Genomic DNA, 16,451 nt, shown 5'->3' on the forward strand with positions numbered 1-16,451 from the left:
TAGAGAGTGAAACAGCGTTACGTAGTCATCATGGCACTCGTGCTTAGCTTTTTTGTTATGACTCCACACGTAGAAGCGGTTAACGGCAGCGTTACCGATTGGCTTAATGAAGATGGAGAAAAGCCAGCTGAAGAGCAGGAAAGCGAAACGCCTCCGAAAGTAGAATCCAAGGACACAAATATCTTTGTTCTCTTGATAAAACTCGTTTTCTACACGGTTGTTGTCGTTGGACTGATCTACCTTCTTATTCGCTTTCTAGCGAAGCGACAGCAAAAAATGCAGCAACATTCCATTTTCACACCGGTAGGGGGCTCCCCGCTTGGGAACAACAAGTCAGTTCAAATGATAAAAGCAGGAAACTCACTCTATATGCTCGGTGTTGGGGAGAATATCAATCTATTAAAAGAAATTAAGGATGAAGAAGAAATGAACGTCATCATGGCTCATGCTGAAGAACAGAAAACCGTTCCTTTTCTAAATCGAAAGCAGTCAGAAGACTTGAAGGATTTGTTTCAATCCAGTTTGAACCGTCAACGTTCAAAACGAACGAAATGGGAGCGGGATATGGAAGATCACGATCCTGATAAGAGAGATCGACTATGATGGATTTCGTTATCGGTTTATCGATCCCTGGCCTTGATTTTGGGTCGAGTGCACCTGAAGACGTATCAGTAACCGTTCAGCTCGTCCTGTTGCTGACTGTGCTTTCGATCGCCCCCGCAATTCTTGTGCTCATGACCTGCTTTACTAGAATCGTAGTCGTCCTTTCGTTTGTTAGATCTGCGCTCGCTACGCAATCGATGCCGCCAAACCAGGTGTTGATTGGTCTTGCGTTGTTCCTGACATTTTTCGTCATGTCGCCTGTTCTGTCAGAAATCAATGCAGAAGCCCTGCAACCTTATATGAACGAAGAAATTGGGCAGGAAGAGGCGCTAGATGCTGCTGAGATGCCGATCAAAAGATTTATGGCAGAACATACGCGTGAAAAAGATTTAGCGCTCTTTTATAAGTATGCAGATCTAGAAAAACCGGAGTCGGTCGAAGACATCAGATTGACCGCACTTGTCCCTGCCTTTGCTATATCGGAATTAAAGACAGCTTTTCAAATAGGTTTTGTTATTTTTATTCCTTTTCTTATTATCGATATGGTCGTCGCGTCCACGCTGATGGCGATGGGGATGATGATGTTACCACCCGTTATGATTTCTTTACCATTCAAAATTTTGCTTTTTGTACTCGTCGATGGCTGGTATTTAGTTGTCGAGTCACTTTTATTAAGCTTCTGAGGAGGACGACATGTCACCGGATTTGGTTATTTCGATTGCTGAAGACGCTGTGTACACGGTCATCATTATATCTGCACCGCTACTGCTCATCGCACTCGGTGTCGGTTTGATCGTCAGCGTATTTCAAGCAATGACTCAAATACAAGAGCAGACGCTCGCATTCATACCGAAGATCATTGCGGTACTGCTGACCATCGTTCTCTTTGGACCGTGGATGTTAACGATGATGCTAGATTATACAACGAATCTCTATCAAAACCTCTATAGGTTCATCGGGTAAGGTAAATGGAAAGTGTCATAAACGCCCTGCCATTGTTTTTACTCGTATTCATGAGGGCGACCTCCTTCTTCATCGTTGCCCCGGTTTTTTCAACCCGAAGCGTTCCGGCACGGTTCAAAGTAAGCCTTGGATTTTTTATCGCACTGTTAGTAACGGCGGGCATCGGTTCAGTTGAGAGCATGACGCTAGATCTCGCATTCATACTATTGATCATAAAAGAGTTATTTATCGGCCTGTCTCTCGGCTTTATCGCAACCCTTATCTTGTACACGGTCCAAGTTGCTGGGGCATTTATTGATTTTCAGATGGGCTTTGTTATGGCGAATGTAATCGATCCCCAAACGCGTACTCAGGTGCCGATCATAGGGAACTTCAAGTACATGCTCGCGCTGCTTTTTCTCGTTTCTGTCGATGGTCATCATATGATGCTCGATGGCCTCGTTAAAAGCTATGAACTTCTTCCAGCCGAATCGCTCCTTGGACAGGCAGAGAGTGATTCGCTTGCTAGATTTATAGCAGAAGTCTTTTCAGGGATGTTCTTCTCAGCATTTCAGCTGGCGCTGCCGATCGTCGCATCGTTATTTCTAGTCGATGTTGCTCTTGGTCTATTAGCGAGAGCAGTTCCTCAAGTGAACATCTTTGTTGTCGGCCTTCCCCTGAAGATCTTTGTAGGGTTTGTGTTGATCCTAGTCACAATTCCGACCTTTTTCTTTTTATTAAGAGGAGTGTTTAGAGACATGATCGATACGATGGGCCAGCTTATTCAAATTCTGGGTGGTTAATGCGATGGGTACATACCGTTTGAAAATGAATCTACAGTTCTTTTCTCAAGAAAAGACAGAAAAAGCGACCCCTCAGAAGAAGCAGGATTCTCGGAAGAAGGGGCAGGTTGCAAGAAGTGCAGAGATTCCATCTGCTTTGATGATGATCGGCGTGTTCTTATTCATGTCGTTTATAGGCGGGTGGATGGTAGAGGGACTTCAAACGATGATCAAGGGAAACATCATGAGAATTCCAGAATGGGAACTCACAGAAAAGAACCTCGACCTCTTGATGAAAGAGAACGTTTGGCAAGCAGCGATTATTGCAGCGCCATTGATGGGCATCTCACTCGTTATGGGAGTGATCGGAAACTACATGCAAGTAGGCTTTCTAGTCGCAACAGACCCACTAAAAGCAAAGCTTGAGAGAATCAACCCTATAAAGGGAGCGAAAAGGATTTTCTCGGCTCGTACACTAGTCGAACTTTTAAAATCGTTAATTAAAATAACATTCATCTCAGCCGTCACGTTCATCGTCTTATGGAGGAAACGAGAAGAGATGATGGTGATCTCCCAGATTTCGATGGGGGATGCCCTTGAGTTAATTGGTTCATTGATCGTTCAAACAGGATTAGCGGTAGCGATTCTCATGTTGTTTCTATCGATCCTTGATTACGTCTATCAAAAATATGACTTTGAAAAAAACATCCGTATGTCAAAGCAAGACATTAAGGATGAACATAAAAAGAGTGAGGGTGACCCACTCATCAAATCACGCATCAAAGAAAAGCAGCGTGAGCTTGGGATGAATCGTATGATTTCAGAAATTCCAAAAGCGGATGTGGTGATTACGAATCCAACACACTTTGCAGTTGCGCTTAGGTATGACCCGAACGAAATGGACGTACCGACCGTCGTTGCGAAAGGGATGGATTACGTAGCTCAAAAAATTAAAGAATCAGCGAAAGAACATGACATCGTGATGTCTGAAAATGTTCCCTTAGCACGCGCGCTTTATCACCAAGTGGATATTGGTGAAGGTGTGCCTGAGGATTTGTTTAAAGCAGTGGCTGAGGTGCTCGCTTATGTTTACAGTATCAAAGGCTATCCGGGAGGAGGAAACTAACCATGAAATTAAAGGATTATGCCGTACTCGTATCAGTCATCATGATCGTGATCATGATGGTTATTCCGTTTCCTCCACTATTGCTGGATTTCTTAATCATGATGAACATCAGTCTGGCACTGACGATCATTCTTGTCGCGATGAATACGAAAGAGGCATTGCAGTTTTCGATCTTCCCCTCTTTACTGTTGCTTACAACCCTTTTCAGGCTAGGCCTTAACGTCTCCACTACCCGATCGATTTTGACAAACAAAACGGGTGGACAGGTCATTGAAACGTTTGGATCATTCGTGGTTGGAGGAAGTGTTGTAATAGGGCTCCTTGTTTTCCTTATTCTTGTTATCATTCAATTTATTGTCATAACGAAGGGGTCCGAACGTGTGGCTGAAGTAGCAGCACGTTTTACGCTAGATGCGATGCCAGGTAAACAAATGAGTATCGATGCAGATTTAAATGCAGGAATGATTTCAGACCGTGAAGCCCGTGAACGTCGTCAAAAGATCGAACGAGAGGCAGACTTTTATGGTGCGATGGATGGTGCTAGTAAATTCGTAAAAGGAGATGCCATCGCAGGTATCGTCATCACGCTCATCAATATCATCGGTGGACTTATCATCGGGATGGTTGTTCACGGAATGGCGGTTGGAGATGCGGCGGCGACGTTTACACTTCTATCGATAGGTGACGGCCTCGTCAGTCAAATACCAGCACTCTTAATTTCGACAGCTACCGGGATCGTCGTTACTCGTGCTGCTTCTGATGGCAACCTTGGAACGGATATTACTGGGCAGATCTTTGCATATCCAAAGTTGTTGTACATCGTTGGTGCCGTAGTGGCACTCCTTGGAATCGCGACGCCGATCAATCCGCTGTTAACCTTTCCGATCGCAGGGTTGCTAATCTACTCAGGCTGGTTGATGCAACGAAATCTCGACCAAACCGCTGAGGAAGTAGAGACCGCCGCAGGTGAAGAAGAAGCGGAAGAAATGAAGAGTCCAGAGAGTGTGACAGGACTTCTGCATGTTGATCCGATTGAGTTTGAATTCGGCTATGGCTTAATTCCACTCGCAGATCAAAAGCAAGGCGGAGATTTGCTTGACCGTGTCATCATGATTCGTCGACAGATCGCACTTGAATTAGGAATCGTTGTACCGGTTATCCGCATTCGAGACAACATTCAGCTGCAGCCGAATGAATATGTGGTCAAGATCAAAGGAAACCGTGTTGCTGGTGGTGAGCTTTTGCTAAACCAGTATCTTGCGATGAGCAGTGGCGTGGAAGATGAAACGATTACGGGAATCGAAACGGTGGAACCAGCCTTTGGGCTACCTGCTCTCTGGGTGACTGAAGAGATGAAGGATCGCGCTGAGCTTTCCGGTTATACCATCGTGGATCCGCCATCGGTCGTATCGACCCATTTAACTGAAGTGATCAAAAAGCATGCGCACGAACTGCTGAGTCGACAAGAAGTGAAGAATCTCTTAGATAACGTTAAAGAAACGTCACCCGCTGTGTTAGAAGAGCTCATCCCAAATGTGCTTACGATCGGTGATGTTCAAAAAGTTTTGATGAGGTTACTAAAAGAAAAAGTGTCGATCAGGTCACTCGATATGATACTAGAATCACTTGCTGATAATGGTATTCGAACAAAAGACACCGACGTGTTAGCCGAATACGCGAGACAGGCGTTATCAAGGCAGATCACGGCTCAAATCGCAGCCCCTGGTGAAGCGGTAAAAGTACTAACTGCTGGTGCTAGACTTGAAAAGCGATTTGCAGAATCTGTGCAGCAATCTGATCAAGGCAGCTACCTAGCACTTGATCCTGAAACGTCTCAGGCTATTTACCAGGAAGTATTGCAGCAAGTAAACCGCCTGCAGCAATCTGGCATTCAGCCGATCTTATTAACTTCTCCTGCTATTCGAATGTATTTAAGACAATTTCTTGAGCGATATATGCCTGACTTAACCATTCTATCTTACAGCGAATTAGAACCTGATGTTGAAGTTCAGAGTGTAGGGGTGATCAATCTGCCATGAAAATTAAACGATATACCGTTAACCATTTGAGAGAAGCTATGCCTATGATTCGAAAGGATCTTGGGAAAGACGCAGTCATTTTAAATACGAAGAAGATAAAAGTAGGGGGCTTTCTCGGATTTTTTCAGAAGACGAAACTAGAAGTCCTCGCTGTACTAGATGAAGATAAGGCAGAAAAAGAAAAAAAGGACGAGTTTCAGACGCTGCTCGAATCAGAGAAAAAGCGAAGAGAACAGCAAGTACCTGAACCTTTCAAAGAGCCTCTTCAAGAGGTACGACAAGAACCAAAGCCCGAACCCGTGAAAGAGGACGATCACCATGTGATGGGTGAACTAAAGTCCATGAAGGAAATGATGATGCAGATGATGGAAACAGAAAGGTTACCGGTGCATCTGAAGCCTGTTAACGCCTTTCTCGAAGACCATGAATTCTCAAAGTCGATCCGTTCCTCGGTTATGGCAGATTTACTCATGAAAGCGAAACTTTCTCCAGGGTTTTCAAAAGAAGATGCATTCACCTGGATGAAACAAGGGCTTCAAAAACGTACACAAGAATACCCTGATATGACAACTTCCTCTAAGAAAATTCGCTGCTTTGTTGGTCCGACAGGTGTAGGAAAAACGACGACGATCGCAAAACTTGCGGGAGATATTATTTTAAATGAACATAAGTCAGTTGGCTTGATCACATCTGATACGTACCGTATAGCGGCGGTCGATCAGCTGCGAACGTATGCTGATATTCTAGGGATTCCTTTAGAAGTCGTTCAATCACCTGATGACCTTGCTCTTGCAATCAGAAAGCTCTCTGAGTGTGACACCATCTTAATGGATACAGCGGGACGGAACTATCAGCAGTATAAGTATATTTCCCAGCTTGAGGAGCTTGTATCGAGTAATGATATCGCGATTAGTCTCGTTCTCAGTTTGACGCACAGATACAACGATTTAAAAGTGATCACAGATAATTTTCAGAGCGTGGGTGTAACGGAAGTCATCTTAACGAAAATGGATGAAACGAGGGCAAGAGGCCCGATCTTTAACTTGATGGAAGATTACAAGCTGCCAGTCACACTCATTACGAATGGACAGAACGTGCCTGATGATATGTTGAAGACCACAGAAGGAACACTTGTTGATCTAGTGATGGAGGAAAAGATGTATGGCAGATCAAGCTAACAAACTACGAGAGAAGGTTACTAGTCAGACTCAGTCTACTCCTCGCGATCGGAAGACAAAAGTGATCGCAGTATCGAGCGGTAAGGGCGGGGTGGGCAAATCTAATATTTGTTTGAACTTAGCGTTAAGTATGGAAGCACTCGATAAAAAAGTAATGATTCTGGATCTTGATGTAGGCATGGCGAATGTTGACGTATTGATGGGCGTGACGCCAAAAGGAACATTGATCTCGATGCTTGAAGAAAAACTTCCACTCGAAGAAGTTCTTGAAACTGGGGTCAACGGACTAACCTACATCGCTGGGGGTAATGGAATCGGACGGGTGTTTTCGATGAGTGAGGATCAGCTTCACCACTTTTTTCATGAATTTAGTAGTCTACAAGGTAAAGTCGACTACATCATTTTGGACACGGGCGCAGGCCTTACCCAGGAAAGCATGAGGTTTCTTCAGGCAGCCGATGACATCTTTATCGTTCTTAACCCAGAACCGCCTTCAATCACGGATGCCTATGCAGTGCTGAAGGCCTTGCATATGAAGAATGATCAACTACCGATCAAGCTCATCGTCAACCGTACGATCAACGAGTTTGAAGGAGAACAGGCATCGGCAAACTTTTTACGAGCTTCTAAACAGCTTCTTAACAAGCCGATCGAGGTGCTTGGCTACATTCCAGATGATGATGCAGTAAGAAAAGCCGTTATGGCACAAACGCCATACTTGTTGCAATACCCACGTTCGAAAGCCTCAGAAGCAGTTAATCAGATCGCAAGGACGTACCTTGACCTTCCTACACAATATAAGTTAGGCGTGAAAGGGTTCCTTATGAAGACGTTGTTTCATAAATAAATGGAAGACATTGGTGGTGAATCCCATGAAATCCAAAATGGACGAACAGACAATTGAATATTGGAAGGCATGGAAGAACGAGCGAAATGAAGCAGCTGGTAACTATCTTGTGTCATTCTATCGACCACTTGTGGATTATGCTGTTAAACGGTATATGGCTGCACTTCCATCCTCTGTCCATCATGATGATATCAGTAGTTTTGCTTATAATGGCCTACTCGACGCGATCGACAAATTTGAACTAGAGCGCGATCTTAAATTTGAGACATATGCAAACTGGCGGATAAAAGGTGCGATCATCGATGGGTTAAGGCAAAACGACTGGGTACCACGTTCTGTGAGAGATAAAGCACGTAAGATCGAAGAAGCGTATGCGCTATTGGAGCAAGAGAACCAAAAATCTTGCACAGATGAGCAAGTCGCAAAGCACCTCGGGATGTCGGTAGTAGAAGTGCAACAAACGATACAGGACGCCTCTCTTTCGATTATGATTTCAGTTGACGAACCTGTATATGAAGAAGATCAACAGCAGATCGAACGGTACAACGTGATCGAGAATGAACGTGCAGATTCACCTGAAAAGCATATTCATGAGCATTTTATTAAAGAAATTCTGACCGAAACGATCGATCGACTACCTGAAAAAGAAAAACTAGTAATCTCGCTCGTATATTTTGAGGAGCTGACTCTAACAGAAATCGCGAAAATTTTAAAGCTTTCTACAAGTCGAGTCTCTCAGCTTCATTCAAAAGCGTTGCTACGAATGAAAGGTGCCCTTCGAGCGAATAAAGAACATGTACAATCCATGTAATCGGAGTGAATACAATGGTAATCTTCATCTTTATCAGCATAGCACTACATCTCGTTAGCTTTTTGTGTATCGTTCTCTTATTCCTTAAGCAGTCCAAAGGTTCAAATTTAAAAGAAGAAGTCAGGTCGAGTATGCAGTCGTACATCGAACAGCTCGAGGAAGAAAACGATCAATTGATCGATCGAGTGAAAACACTCGTTGAAAAACGAGAGGGGCAAATCGATTTGCGCCTTCGAGTACTTGAGCAGTCGAAAGCTGCACCTCAGGAAAGCGTACCGGCGCAGCAGCCGAAAGAAAACCAGCCATATCAGAAGCCAGCGGCTGTGCTTCAGCACCCTTCAGTGAGGAACGATCGAAAGCAGCAAGCACTCAAGCTATACAAAGAAGGCTTTACGATGACAGAAATTGCAAAGTTCTTGAACTGCGGTATTGGGGAAGTCGAACTGATCGTCAATATACACGGAAGGTCTCAACAGCTATGAAAATACAGCAATCAACTCAAGTGATGCTCGATTCACTTAAGAAAGATACGATGAAATCATCTTCACCTAACCCGTTCAACGGTGTGATGAATGAAGCAGCAAAAGAGTTGAAAGGCTCTGCACTTCAGCGGCTGTTTCATCAGATTGAAGAACAAGGCAAGGTACTAGGAAAAGAAAAAACACTCCAAAACCTAACGGCATACAAACGGTTAGTGAAGCACTTCCTTGAAGAAGCAGTTGGTCAGGGCTTGTCACTATCTGAAAAGAACAGCATGGACCACAGAGGGCGAAACAGAACATATAAGCTCGTCGAGACAGTTGAGCAGAAGTTAGTCGATCTTCAAGAAGAAATACTACAAAAAGAAAAGTCAGGTGTGCACGTGTTATCACTCGTAGGAGAAGTAAAAGGTCTGTTGGTAGATTTAATGCTCTAGGTCGTTTATACTAGAAAAAATAGGAAGTATTTGCTCATGTGCGAACACATGAGTTTTTTTATAATTAAAATAAGAACATACGTTCGAATTCGTGGTTGTGATTTTTGCAAGAAAGGATACTTTCTATCCTACACAAAAGAGAAGGGAGAGGTGAGGATGAAGCAAAAGTGTCCATATTCTATGATAAAGGGTGCTCATGGAGAGCTCATGAAAAACCCCCTTTTCCGGTCATTTATTCAAGATGAAGAAAGCTGGAGATGTTATCTCGATGTGATTAACGATAATGATAACGAAGCACTAAATCGACTGAATCAACTTTTTCACATGTTTTACGCCGAAATTCGTTTCATTGCATATGTATCACGTTTAGTCCATTATACGGCGATAAACTATGACAGAAAACGTAGATTAAACAGCATGAGGTATCCGCTCACGCTTGATCAACCCATTAAGGAAAGTGGAGATTCTTGGGTCGATCTCATGGCAGGTGCACCGATCTATACTTCAAACGAAGTTGAGCAGCAGTTCCTGTCCTATTCACTGTTCCGAGCGTACAAGAGACTCACTACGAAGCAGAAAGAAGTGTTGACCCTTTACTATCGTGAAGGTGCAACAGACACAGAGATAGCGAATGATTCAGGGGTTTCTCAACAGGCCGTAAGCCGACGCAGAAAACGTGCTCTGCAGAAATTAAGAGAAGTCGTGAAGGAGGGAATCCGATGAATATCACAAACATTATTAATACGATGATCGGTGACTTAGGTTTTCCAATCGTTGTATCACTGTATCTACTCATTAGACTCGAGAGAAAAGTTGAAAATTTATCGAACGTGATTGCAGAGCAGGAATCTGATAAGAAGGGATAATTATGGAAAGCAGATTATATAATCTTTTACAACGTGCTAAGAAGCAGGATGAGGAAGCACTCTCCCACATCCTACAAACATTTGAGAAAAAGATACAATCAGAATTAAGACAGACGTCGTTTGGAGCGAGAGACGACCTGCGCCAGGAGCTGTTCGTGAAGGTGTGCGAAGCAGTGGGGAAATACAAGGTGGATGATGTACCTGACTTTGAGGAGTTTGCGATGAAATTAGAAAAAGATAAGCGCGAGGAGTGAATGATGTATGAACATTTATGAAAAACGTTGTGGCATGAATCGCTTTTAGCTATGATGAAGATGGAATGAAACAATACGGAGGGTTACTCATGAAACTTTTCTTGATCATCGGTGCGATCAACGCTTGCCTAGCAGTTGGTCTTGGCGCTTTTGGCGCTCATGGATTAGAAGGACGATTGTCAGAAAGAATGTTAGAGACGTTCAAAACAGGTGTTCAGTATCACATGTATCATGCTCTTGGTTTGATCGGCATTGCCGTTGTTGCAGACAAGCTTCAATCAACGGGGCTCATCAACTGGGCTGGATGGCTCATGTTTGCAGGGATCATCCTCTTCTCAGGTAGCCTTTATGTGTTGAGCTTGAGTGGAATTAAAATTCTTGGTGCGATCACTCCTCTTGGAGGTCTCGCATTCATCACTGCTTGGATTCTTCTTGCAGTTGCTGCATTAAAGTTATAAAAAAACGGCCTGAGCATTCAGGCCGTTTTTTGATTTATCTTGGAGAATATGAGGTCATTTGTTGAACAGGGTAGTTATATTCAAGTTCTTCATCAAACGTAATATAGTCAAGATAAACCATCAACAGGATATAGCGTTTTCCAGTCTGAGGATCAGAAATAATAATATGATCTCTCCCAGCTGCCTCCACGATCCCTTTAAATACTTTCGCATTCCATTTTTCGTTGTTCTCAAACGTCATGTAGATCGTCGCGACTTTTCCAAGGTTTAACCTGAGAATGTTTTCTATATACGATTGCTCGACTGCCAATTGAGCTGGAAATCCTTGCCCTTGCATTGCGCCCTGTACTTGCCCTTGGCCCTGCGTCGGGTATCCTGATGGAAAAGATTGCTGCCCCATCTGCCCCTGGCCTTGTTGCCCCATCTGTCCCATTTGACCCATCTGCCCCATTCCATTTTGTCCTTGCTGCGGCATCTGTCCATAGCCGCCGCCACCGTTGTTCCAGAGCTTATTTTTCATCGTAACCCTCCTTAAGCGTTCTCCTAGCCATAGTAAACTTCTGAGCACTCACTTTCGGTAGGTTGATAAAAGCAGTGAGCTTTAAACCTTCCTGAAATCAGTTGATCGTACAATAGGGCAAGTTCCTGAAGGCTTAAAGAACCACAGTGCATGACTTGCCGAGTGGCATGGGACGCTTCGAGCAAGCCGCCCATCCATTTCGCTGCTTCAAGATAAAGGAAAATGCCATGACCCTTCGTAACTCATTGTATGTTCGATAATGGATGATATGCCTTTTTATAAACGGGAATTGCACATAAAAAAGCCAACGAAAACAGCTGTTTTCGTTGGCTCATATTAGTTAAACGTATAAGAATTGAGGCAGGCGTTCTTTCGGCAGATGAGTTCCAACAAAGAAGCTCCCGAATTCGCCGAAACGTGCGCTCACTTCGTCGAATCTCATTTCATACACAAGCTTTTTAAACTGAAGAACATCATCAGCGAATAGGGTAACGCCCCACTCCCAGTCATCAAAACCGACTGATCCTGTGATGATTTGCTTAACCTTACCAGCATAGCTTCGACCGATGAGTCCATGACTGCGCATCATTTCACGACGCTCTTCCATTGATAGCATGTACCAGTTATCGTTACCCTCACGCTTTTTATTCATAGGGTAGAAGCAAACATAAGGTGCTTCAGATAGCTCTGGCTTCAAACGTGCTTGGATACGAGGGTCATTCTCAGGGTCACTGTCTTTGCCAGCCATGTAGTTACTGAGCTCTACAACAGATACATAAGAATAAGCAGGGATTGTATATTCAGCGAGTGTTGTTTTATTGAACGCATTCTCGATTTCATTTAGTTCTTCCATTGTTGGGCGAAGGAGCATCAACATAAAGTCTGCTTTTTGTCCCACGATGGAATAAAGCGCATGACTTCCTTCTTTGTAATTCGCTGTAGCTTCCCATTTTTCAAGGAAAGAATAGAATTCATTCATTGCGTTGTCACGTTCTTCGCTAGATAGCTGCTTCCATGCAGTCCAATCCATCAAACGGAAATCATGCAGGCAATACCAGCCGTCAAGAGTTACTGCTGCTTGGTTCATATATGATCCACTCCTTAATAATTATCCAATCAATCTCCACCCTCTACTATACCAATAGTTCTGCTTGTTTGAAAGCGATTGAGGCGTGGAACGATCTATCTGTCATAAAGAATGTTCCAGATTTGATGAAAAAGGAAAAAAGACAGCAAACCAGTCTCCAAAGAGAATTTGATATGCTGACTTTACCACTCTTTTATAGAAGAGTTGGCGCTTTTTGTGGTCGTAAGATATGTGCACATTCTATTCCTGAACATGTAATAGGGCAATATACGCGTTGATCCTACCGTTTTGATAAAGCGTTCCAGTACCATCGATCTTGACAGTCGTTGCTTTCAACTTATTTCTCACAATGTTGGGATTTGGGTTAAGAGAGAGCATAAGAGCAGCGAGCCCACTTACAAATGCTGTTGCTTGAGATGTACCAGAAAGGTATCCGTAATCAGTTTGTCCAGTTTTATTTTCTCGAGTAGGTAAAGTAGATAAGATGCTAACCCCAGGTGCTGCGAGATCAACCCATGGGGCACCAAAATTAGAAAAAGGAGCGATCGTATCGTTTCGTTCTAATGCAGCAACACTAATACACTGAGGATATGCTGCAGGGTAAAAAAGTTGGTTTGCAGCAGCGTTTCCGGCTGAGGCTATTAAAAGAACCCCCTTATCCTGTGCATACTGAACGGCGTTTTGAATAACGGTACTTGACGTAACACTTCCGCAACTTAAATTAATTACGTTTGCACAATTGTTTACAGCATAGACGATTCCTCGAGCCACGTCACTGAAGCTTCCTTGTCCATTATCATCCAATACTTTTACGTTCATAATTTTAGGGTTTATCCCGATACCAGCGATACCAACATCATTTCTTGTCATGGCAGCCGCGATACCAGCAATATGTGTTCCATGTCCGTTTAAATCCTGAGATGTAGGGGAAAGCGTAAAGTTTTTGCTTAAAATTACTTTTCCATAAATGTCCGGGTGTCTTGTGTTGATACCAGTATCTAAAATGGCGATTTTAACAAGTGTAGAACCTCGCGTCACATTCCACGCCCTAGTTGAATTTATCTTCAAGGCTCCCCACTGGTACTTAAAAAGAGGGTCGTTTGGAATAAGCTGTGCTTCCATAATTCCATCATAGTCTACATGCTTTACACCATAGAAGTTTGATAGGCGCTTAGCAATGATATTGAGTAAATGAGGTTCAGTTGAAATGGTGTATGTGTTGAATTCTTGAATTTCATCAATAATAGGAGTGTTGAGCATATCAAAAATTTCAAGAATCCTATTTCGAGAAAGAGTGGGAATGAAGCTCACCATTAAACGATTAGGTAAGTAGTTCATTCTTTATGCCACCTCCTATATCTAGCAATTTCTATAGTATATTACTCAATGTAGGAGTTTCTTGGAACGGCTCATTAGTCAGAAAAGTAGAACTTTTAAATGGAAGGGTTTACAACTACGGATTTATTTTTGTTTTTAGGGAAAAAAGAGTATCGTAGGGATTGGAAATCAAATTAATGAGGTGAATACAATGAGTGATCTTTTTACAAGCATGAAAGATACGGTAAGAAACGGCCAACCGACGATCGTGTTTCCAGAAGGAACAGATGAAAGAGTTCTTGTTGCGGCAAATCGTCTCGCTCAAGATGGCATCCTAAAACCAATCGTTGTCGGTGGAGAAGCAGCAGTAAAGGACAAAGCGTCATCTTTAAACGTTGCTCTTCATGAAGATCTACAAATTATTGATCCTGCAAACTATTCAGACATGGACGCACTTGTTGAATCGTTCGTAGAACGCCGTAAAGGAAAAGCAACAGCTGAACAAGCACAAGAGATTCTTCTCGATGTGAACTACTTTGGTACGATGCTTGTTCATACAGGAAAAGCTGATGGCCTTGTAAGTGGAGCTGCACACTCGACTGGTGACACGGTCCGTCCTGCACTTCAAATCATCAAGACAAAAGAAGGAATCAAGAAGACATCAGGCGCTTTTGTTATGGTGAAGGACGATCAGAAGTACGTGTTCGCAGACTGTGCGATCAACATTGCTCCTGATAGCAACGACCTTGCTGAAATCGCTGTTTCTAGTGCTGAAACTGCGAAAATGTTTGGGATCGATCCAAAAGTTGCGATGCTTAGCTTCTCAACAAAAGGTTCTGCTGTTTCCCCTGAAACAGAAAAAGTCATGGAAGCTACAAAGATTGCGAAAGAAAAAGCACCTGAGCTTGTTATCGATGGTGAATTCCAATTCGACGCTGCATTCGTCCCTGAAGTAGCAAAGAAAAAAGCACCTGAATCCCCGCTAGAAGGGCAAGCGAATGTGTTTGTATTCCCAGGCCTCGAAGCAGGAAACATCGGATACAAAATGGTTCAACGCCTTGGCGGATTCGAAGCAGTAGGTCCAGTTCTACAAGGTCTTAACAAGCCTGTAAATGACCTTTCTCGCGGCTGTAGTGAAGAAGATGTATACAAGCTTGCTTTGATCACAGCAATGCAAACGTTATAAGGTTCGTTGAAGACTGTCGACACTCGATCGGCAGTCTTTTTTTAGGGATGAAAGGGTAGTTTCGCGGATATATTCTCGTTTTCGCGGATATAGGGTTAGATTTAGCGGATATAATTAAAAAATCGCGGATAAATCTCCATAATCGCGGATATACCACTAATCTCACGTCATATTAAAAGCACCCGAAACGAAGTTCGGGTGCTTTTTCTCTAATATTAGTAAAGTGCTTTCTCATTTCTTGTAAACACACGCTGGTAGTTGTAATCGTAAAGGGATAACTCTGGAATCGAAAGGTGTTGAGTCGTCAAAGTCCCTGCGTATTTATTCAGCGTTTTAAGCGTTCCCATCATCAGGTCACTTACCGCCAAACTTTCTCCCGTCAATTCACTCAACGATGCCATCGTCTCCGGAACGATACGTGGATACGTGAACTTCGTTTCTTCGCCACCGAGGGAGCGTTCGTAAAATTCCTTGATCAAAGCTGCCCGCTCTGACCCACTTCCATCTACACAGAGATAAACTTGAACCGCAACGCCTCCTCGAAGGCGTCTTTGGGAAATTCCTGCAAACTTCTGCCCGCCTATACTCAAATCGTAGCGGCCCGGGCAATAAGAGCCTACAATCTCACGATCTTCAACATTAACCCCATATGGTGAAAGGATTTCCTGTACAAAATCGACCATCGATTCATATCCTTTGTCGATTCCAACCTGCTGCTCTTTTTCTGCAAAAACAAGAGACAGGTTCAAAACACCACTATCTAGTACAACTGCAAGTCCGCCTGAATTTCTAACAATGACCTTGTATCCTTGTTGTTTTAAGTACGCGATTCCACGTTCGATGTAAGGAAGTCGTGTGTCTTGTATGCCAAGGACAACCGTATCATGGTGTACCCAGGATCGCATGACTGGTGAAGAATCCCCGCTACCTGTTGAGTTGCAGAGCGTATCATCCATTGCAAACGATTGAAGTGCATCGAAAGACGGTCCAAGAGTAGATTGATCTATTATTCGCCATTCTGGCTGATATAGTACTGAGTCATTCGCCATAGCTATTTCCTTTCTGTTACAAATCATCTTTAGCTATTATAGCACGAGAAATACTAGCATTCAGAATACAGATTGCGACAATATTTCCCGGGAGATGACATATTATGATGTTTTAACATAGTAAAACTTGTGGAATATACATACTAGATAAATATGGGAGGTGAAGGGATGCCACGTGCGACCGATAGACCCGGTGAAGGTACATATAAATGTACGAACTGTGGTCAAGAAATGACGATCGAGAAAGAGAGTGATCAGTTACCACCTTGTCCAAGTTGTGGTAATAATACCTTTAATGCGGCATAAAAGCATAGCACCTCAACATTGGAAAGTACGGGAAATTTATCTCGTACTTTCTTCTTAGTTTTAAAGGTTTTTTAGCTATAAAACCTTTATTTAACAGGGGAATTGTAAACTAACTAAGTAAATATAATTTTGCGAGAATTAGTGAAAATGCTATAATAATGTTT

The 16,451-nt window shown here is 43.1% G+C and carries 21 protein-coding genes; 17 read left to right on the forward strand and 4 right to left on the reverse strand.

The window, feature by feature from the left end; translation table 11 throughout:
• Positions 1–6 precede the first annotated feature (6 nt).
• The 15 genes from ACXADT_RS04530 to ACXADT_RS04600 all read left to right on the forward strand — a co-directional run bounded on the left by ACXADT_RS04530 (position 7) and on the right by ACXADT_RS04600 (position 10,822).
• Positions 7–603, forward strand: a complete 597-nt coding sequence (locus tag ACXADT_RS04530) for a flagellar biosynthetic protein FliO (RefSeq protein ID WP_270180452.1) — start codon at positions 7–9, stop codon at positions 601–603.
• Positions 603–1,286 carry a flagellar type III secretion system pore protein FliP gene (gene fliP, locus ACXADT_RS04535; protein ID WP_474814700.1) on the forward strand — a complete coding sequence of 228 codons (684 nt, stop codon included), beginning with the start codon at positions 603–605 and terminating at the stop codon, positions 1,284–1,286. Before ACXADT_RS04530 ends, fliP begins: the two co-directional genes overlap by 1 nt.
• A 10-nt stretch (positions 1,287–1,296) precedes the next feature.
• Positions 1,297–1,566, forward strand: coding sequence for a flagellar biosynthesis protein FliQ (gene fliQ / locus ACXADT_RS04540; protein WP_270180450.1), 270 nt, complete (start codon positions 1,297–1,299; stop codon positions 1,564–1,566).
• A gap of 5 nt (positions 1,567–1,571) precedes the next feature.
• On the forward strand, positions 1,572–2,348 hold the full coding sequence (gene fliR, locus ACXADT_RS04545; RefSeq protein WP_270180449.1) for a flagellar biosynthetic protein FliR: 777 nt from the start codon (positions 1,572–1,574) through the stop codon (positions 2,346–2,348).
• 4 nt (positions 2,349–2,352) lie between these two features.
• A complete protein-coding gene (gene flhB, locus ACXADT_RS04550) occupies positions 2,353–3,453 on the forward strand; it encodes a flagellar biosynthesis protein FlhB (RefSeq protein WP_270180448.1) in 1,101 nt (366 codons plus the stop codon).
• Positions 3,454–3,455: 2 nt separating this feature from the next.
• On the forward strand, positions 3,456–5,492 hold the full coding sequence (gene flhA, locus ACXADT_RS04555; protein WP_270180447.1) for a flagellar biosynthesis protein FlhA: 2,037 nt from the start codon (positions 3,456–3,458) through the stop codon (positions 5,490–5,492).
• The gene (gene flhF, locus ACXADT_RS04560) at positions 5,489–6,670 is read left to right on the forward strand and encodes a flagellar biosynthesis protein FlhF (RefSeq protein WP_474833359.1); all 1,182 of its coding nucleotides are present in this window, start codon (positions 5,489–5,491) and stop codon (positions 6,668–6,670) included. The genes flhA and flhF overlap by 4 nt, the downstream gene beginning before the upstream one ends.
• The gene (locus ACXADT_RS04565; RefSeq protein WP_474833360.1) at positions 6,654–7,517 is read left to right on the forward strand and encodes a MinD/ParA family protein; all 864 of its coding nucleotides are present in this window, start codon (positions 6,654–6,656) and stop codon (positions 7,515–7,517) included. The genes flhF and ACXADT_RS04565 overlap by 17 nt, the downstream gene beginning before the upstream one ends.
• Positions 7,518–7,542: 25 nt before the next feature.
• Positions 7,543–8,328, forward strand: coding sequence for a FliA/WhiG family RNA polymerase sigma factor (locus ACXADT_RS04570; RefSeq protein ID WP_474809937.1), 786 nt, complete (start codon positions 7,543–7,545; stop codon positions 8,326–8,328).
• Between the two features lie 14 nt (positions 8,329–8,342).
• Entirely contained in the window at positions 8,343–8,810 is a 468-nt protein-coding gene (locus ACXADT_RS04575) for a DUF6115 domain-containing protein (RefSeq protein WP_270180443.1), read from the forward strand.
• Positions 8,807–9,244, forward strand: a complete 438-nt coding sequence (locus ACXADT_RS04580) for a YaaR family protein (protein ID WP_474833362.1) — start codon at positions 8,807–8,809, stop codon at positions 9,242–9,244. Before ACXADT_RS04575 ends, ACXADT_RS04580 begins: the two co-directional genes overlap by 4 nt.
• Positions 9,245–9,400: 156 nt before the next feature.
• Positions 9,401–9,967: an RNA polymerase sigma factor gene (locus ACXADT_RS04585; protein ID WP_474809941.1), complete on the forward strand. Its 567-nt coding sequence runs from the start codon at positions 9,401–9,403 to the stop codon at positions 9,965–9,967.
• Positions 9,964–10,110: a YvrJ family protein gene (locus tag ACXADT_RS04590; protein WP_270180440.1), complete on the forward strand. Its 147-nt coding sequence runs from the start codon at positions 9,964–9,966 to the stop codon at positions 10,108–10,110. The genes ACXADT_RS04585 and ACXADT_RS04590 overlap by 4 nt, the downstream gene beginning before the upstream one ends.
• Positions 10,111–10,112: 2 nt before the next feature.
• The gene (locus ACXADT_RS04595; RefSeq protein WP_474833363.1) at positions 10,113–10,364 is read left to right on the forward strand and encodes a helix-turn-helix domain-containing protein; all 252 of its coding nucleotides are present in this window, start codon (positions 10,113–10,115) and stop codon (positions 10,362–10,364) included.
• 89 nt (positions 10,365–10,453) lie between these two features.
• Entirely contained in the window at positions 10,454–10,822 is a 369-nt protein-coding gene (locus ACXADT_RS04600; protein ID WP_270180438.1) for a DUF423 domain-containing protein, read from the forward strand.
• A gap of 34 nt (positions 10,823–10,856) precedes the next feature.
• Here ACXADT_RS04600 and gerQ read toward each other — a convergent pair whose 3' ends face one another.
• The 3 genes from gerQ to ACXADT_RS04615 all read right to left on the reverse strand — a co-directional run bounded on the left by gerQ (position 10,857) and on the right by ACXADT_RS04615 (position 13,767).
• Positions 10,857–11,342 carry a spore coat protein GerQ gene (gene gerQ, locus ACXADT_RS04605; protein ID WP_270180437.1) on the reverse strand — a complete coding sequence of 162 codons (486 nt, stop codon included), beginning with the start codon at positions 11,340–11,342 and terminating at the stop codon, positions 10,857–10,859.
• Positions 11,343–11,682: 340 nt separating this feature from the next.
• Entirely contained in the window at positions 11,683–12,429 is a 747-nt protein-coding gene (gene hemQ, locus ACXADT_RS04610; RefSeq protein ID WP_270180436.1) for a hydrogen peroxide-dependent heme synthase, read from the reverse strand.
• Between the two features lie 240 nt (positions 12,430–12,669).
• A complete protein-coding gene (locus ACXADT_RS04615) occupies positions 12,670–13,767 on the reverse strand; it encodes a S8 family peptidase (protein WP_474833365.1) in 1,098 nt (365 codons plus the stop codon).
• Positions 13,768–13,957: 190 nt separating this feature from the next.
• On the opposite strand from ACXADT_RS04615, the gene pta reads away from it, so the two are divergent.
• The gene (gene pta / locus ACXADT_RS04620; protein ID WP_270180434.1) at positions 13,958–14,932 is read left to right on the forward strand and encodes a phosphate acetyltransferase; all 975 of its coding nucleotides are present in this window, start codon (positions 13,958–13,960) and stop codon (positions 14,930–14,932) included.
• Positions 14,933–15,147: 215 nt separating this feature from the next.
• Here the strand turns inward: pta and lipL are convergent, their stop codons facing one another.
• Positions 15,148–15,981 carry an octanoyl-[GcvH]:protein N-octanoyltransferase gene (lipL, locus tag ACXADT_RS04625; protein WP_270180433.1) on the reverse strand — a complete coding sequence of 278 codons (834 nt, stop codon included), beginning with the start codon at positions 15,979–15,981 and terminating at the stop codon, positions 15,148–15,150.
• Positions 15,982–16,149: 168 nt separating this feature from the next.
• On the opposite strand from lipL, the gene ACXADT_RS04630 reads away from it, so the two are divergent.
• Positions 16,150–16,287 (forward strand): zinc ribbon-containing protein, encoded by a 138-nt coding sequence (locus ACXADT_RS04630; protein ID WP_270180432.1) that lies wholly within the window; start codon positions 16,150–16,152, stop codon positions 16,285–16,287.
• The last annotated feature ends 164 nt before the right edge of the window (positions 16,288–16,451 follow it).

The sequence above is a fragment of the Anaerobacillus sp. ABR4_321 genome (assembly GCF_056158505.1).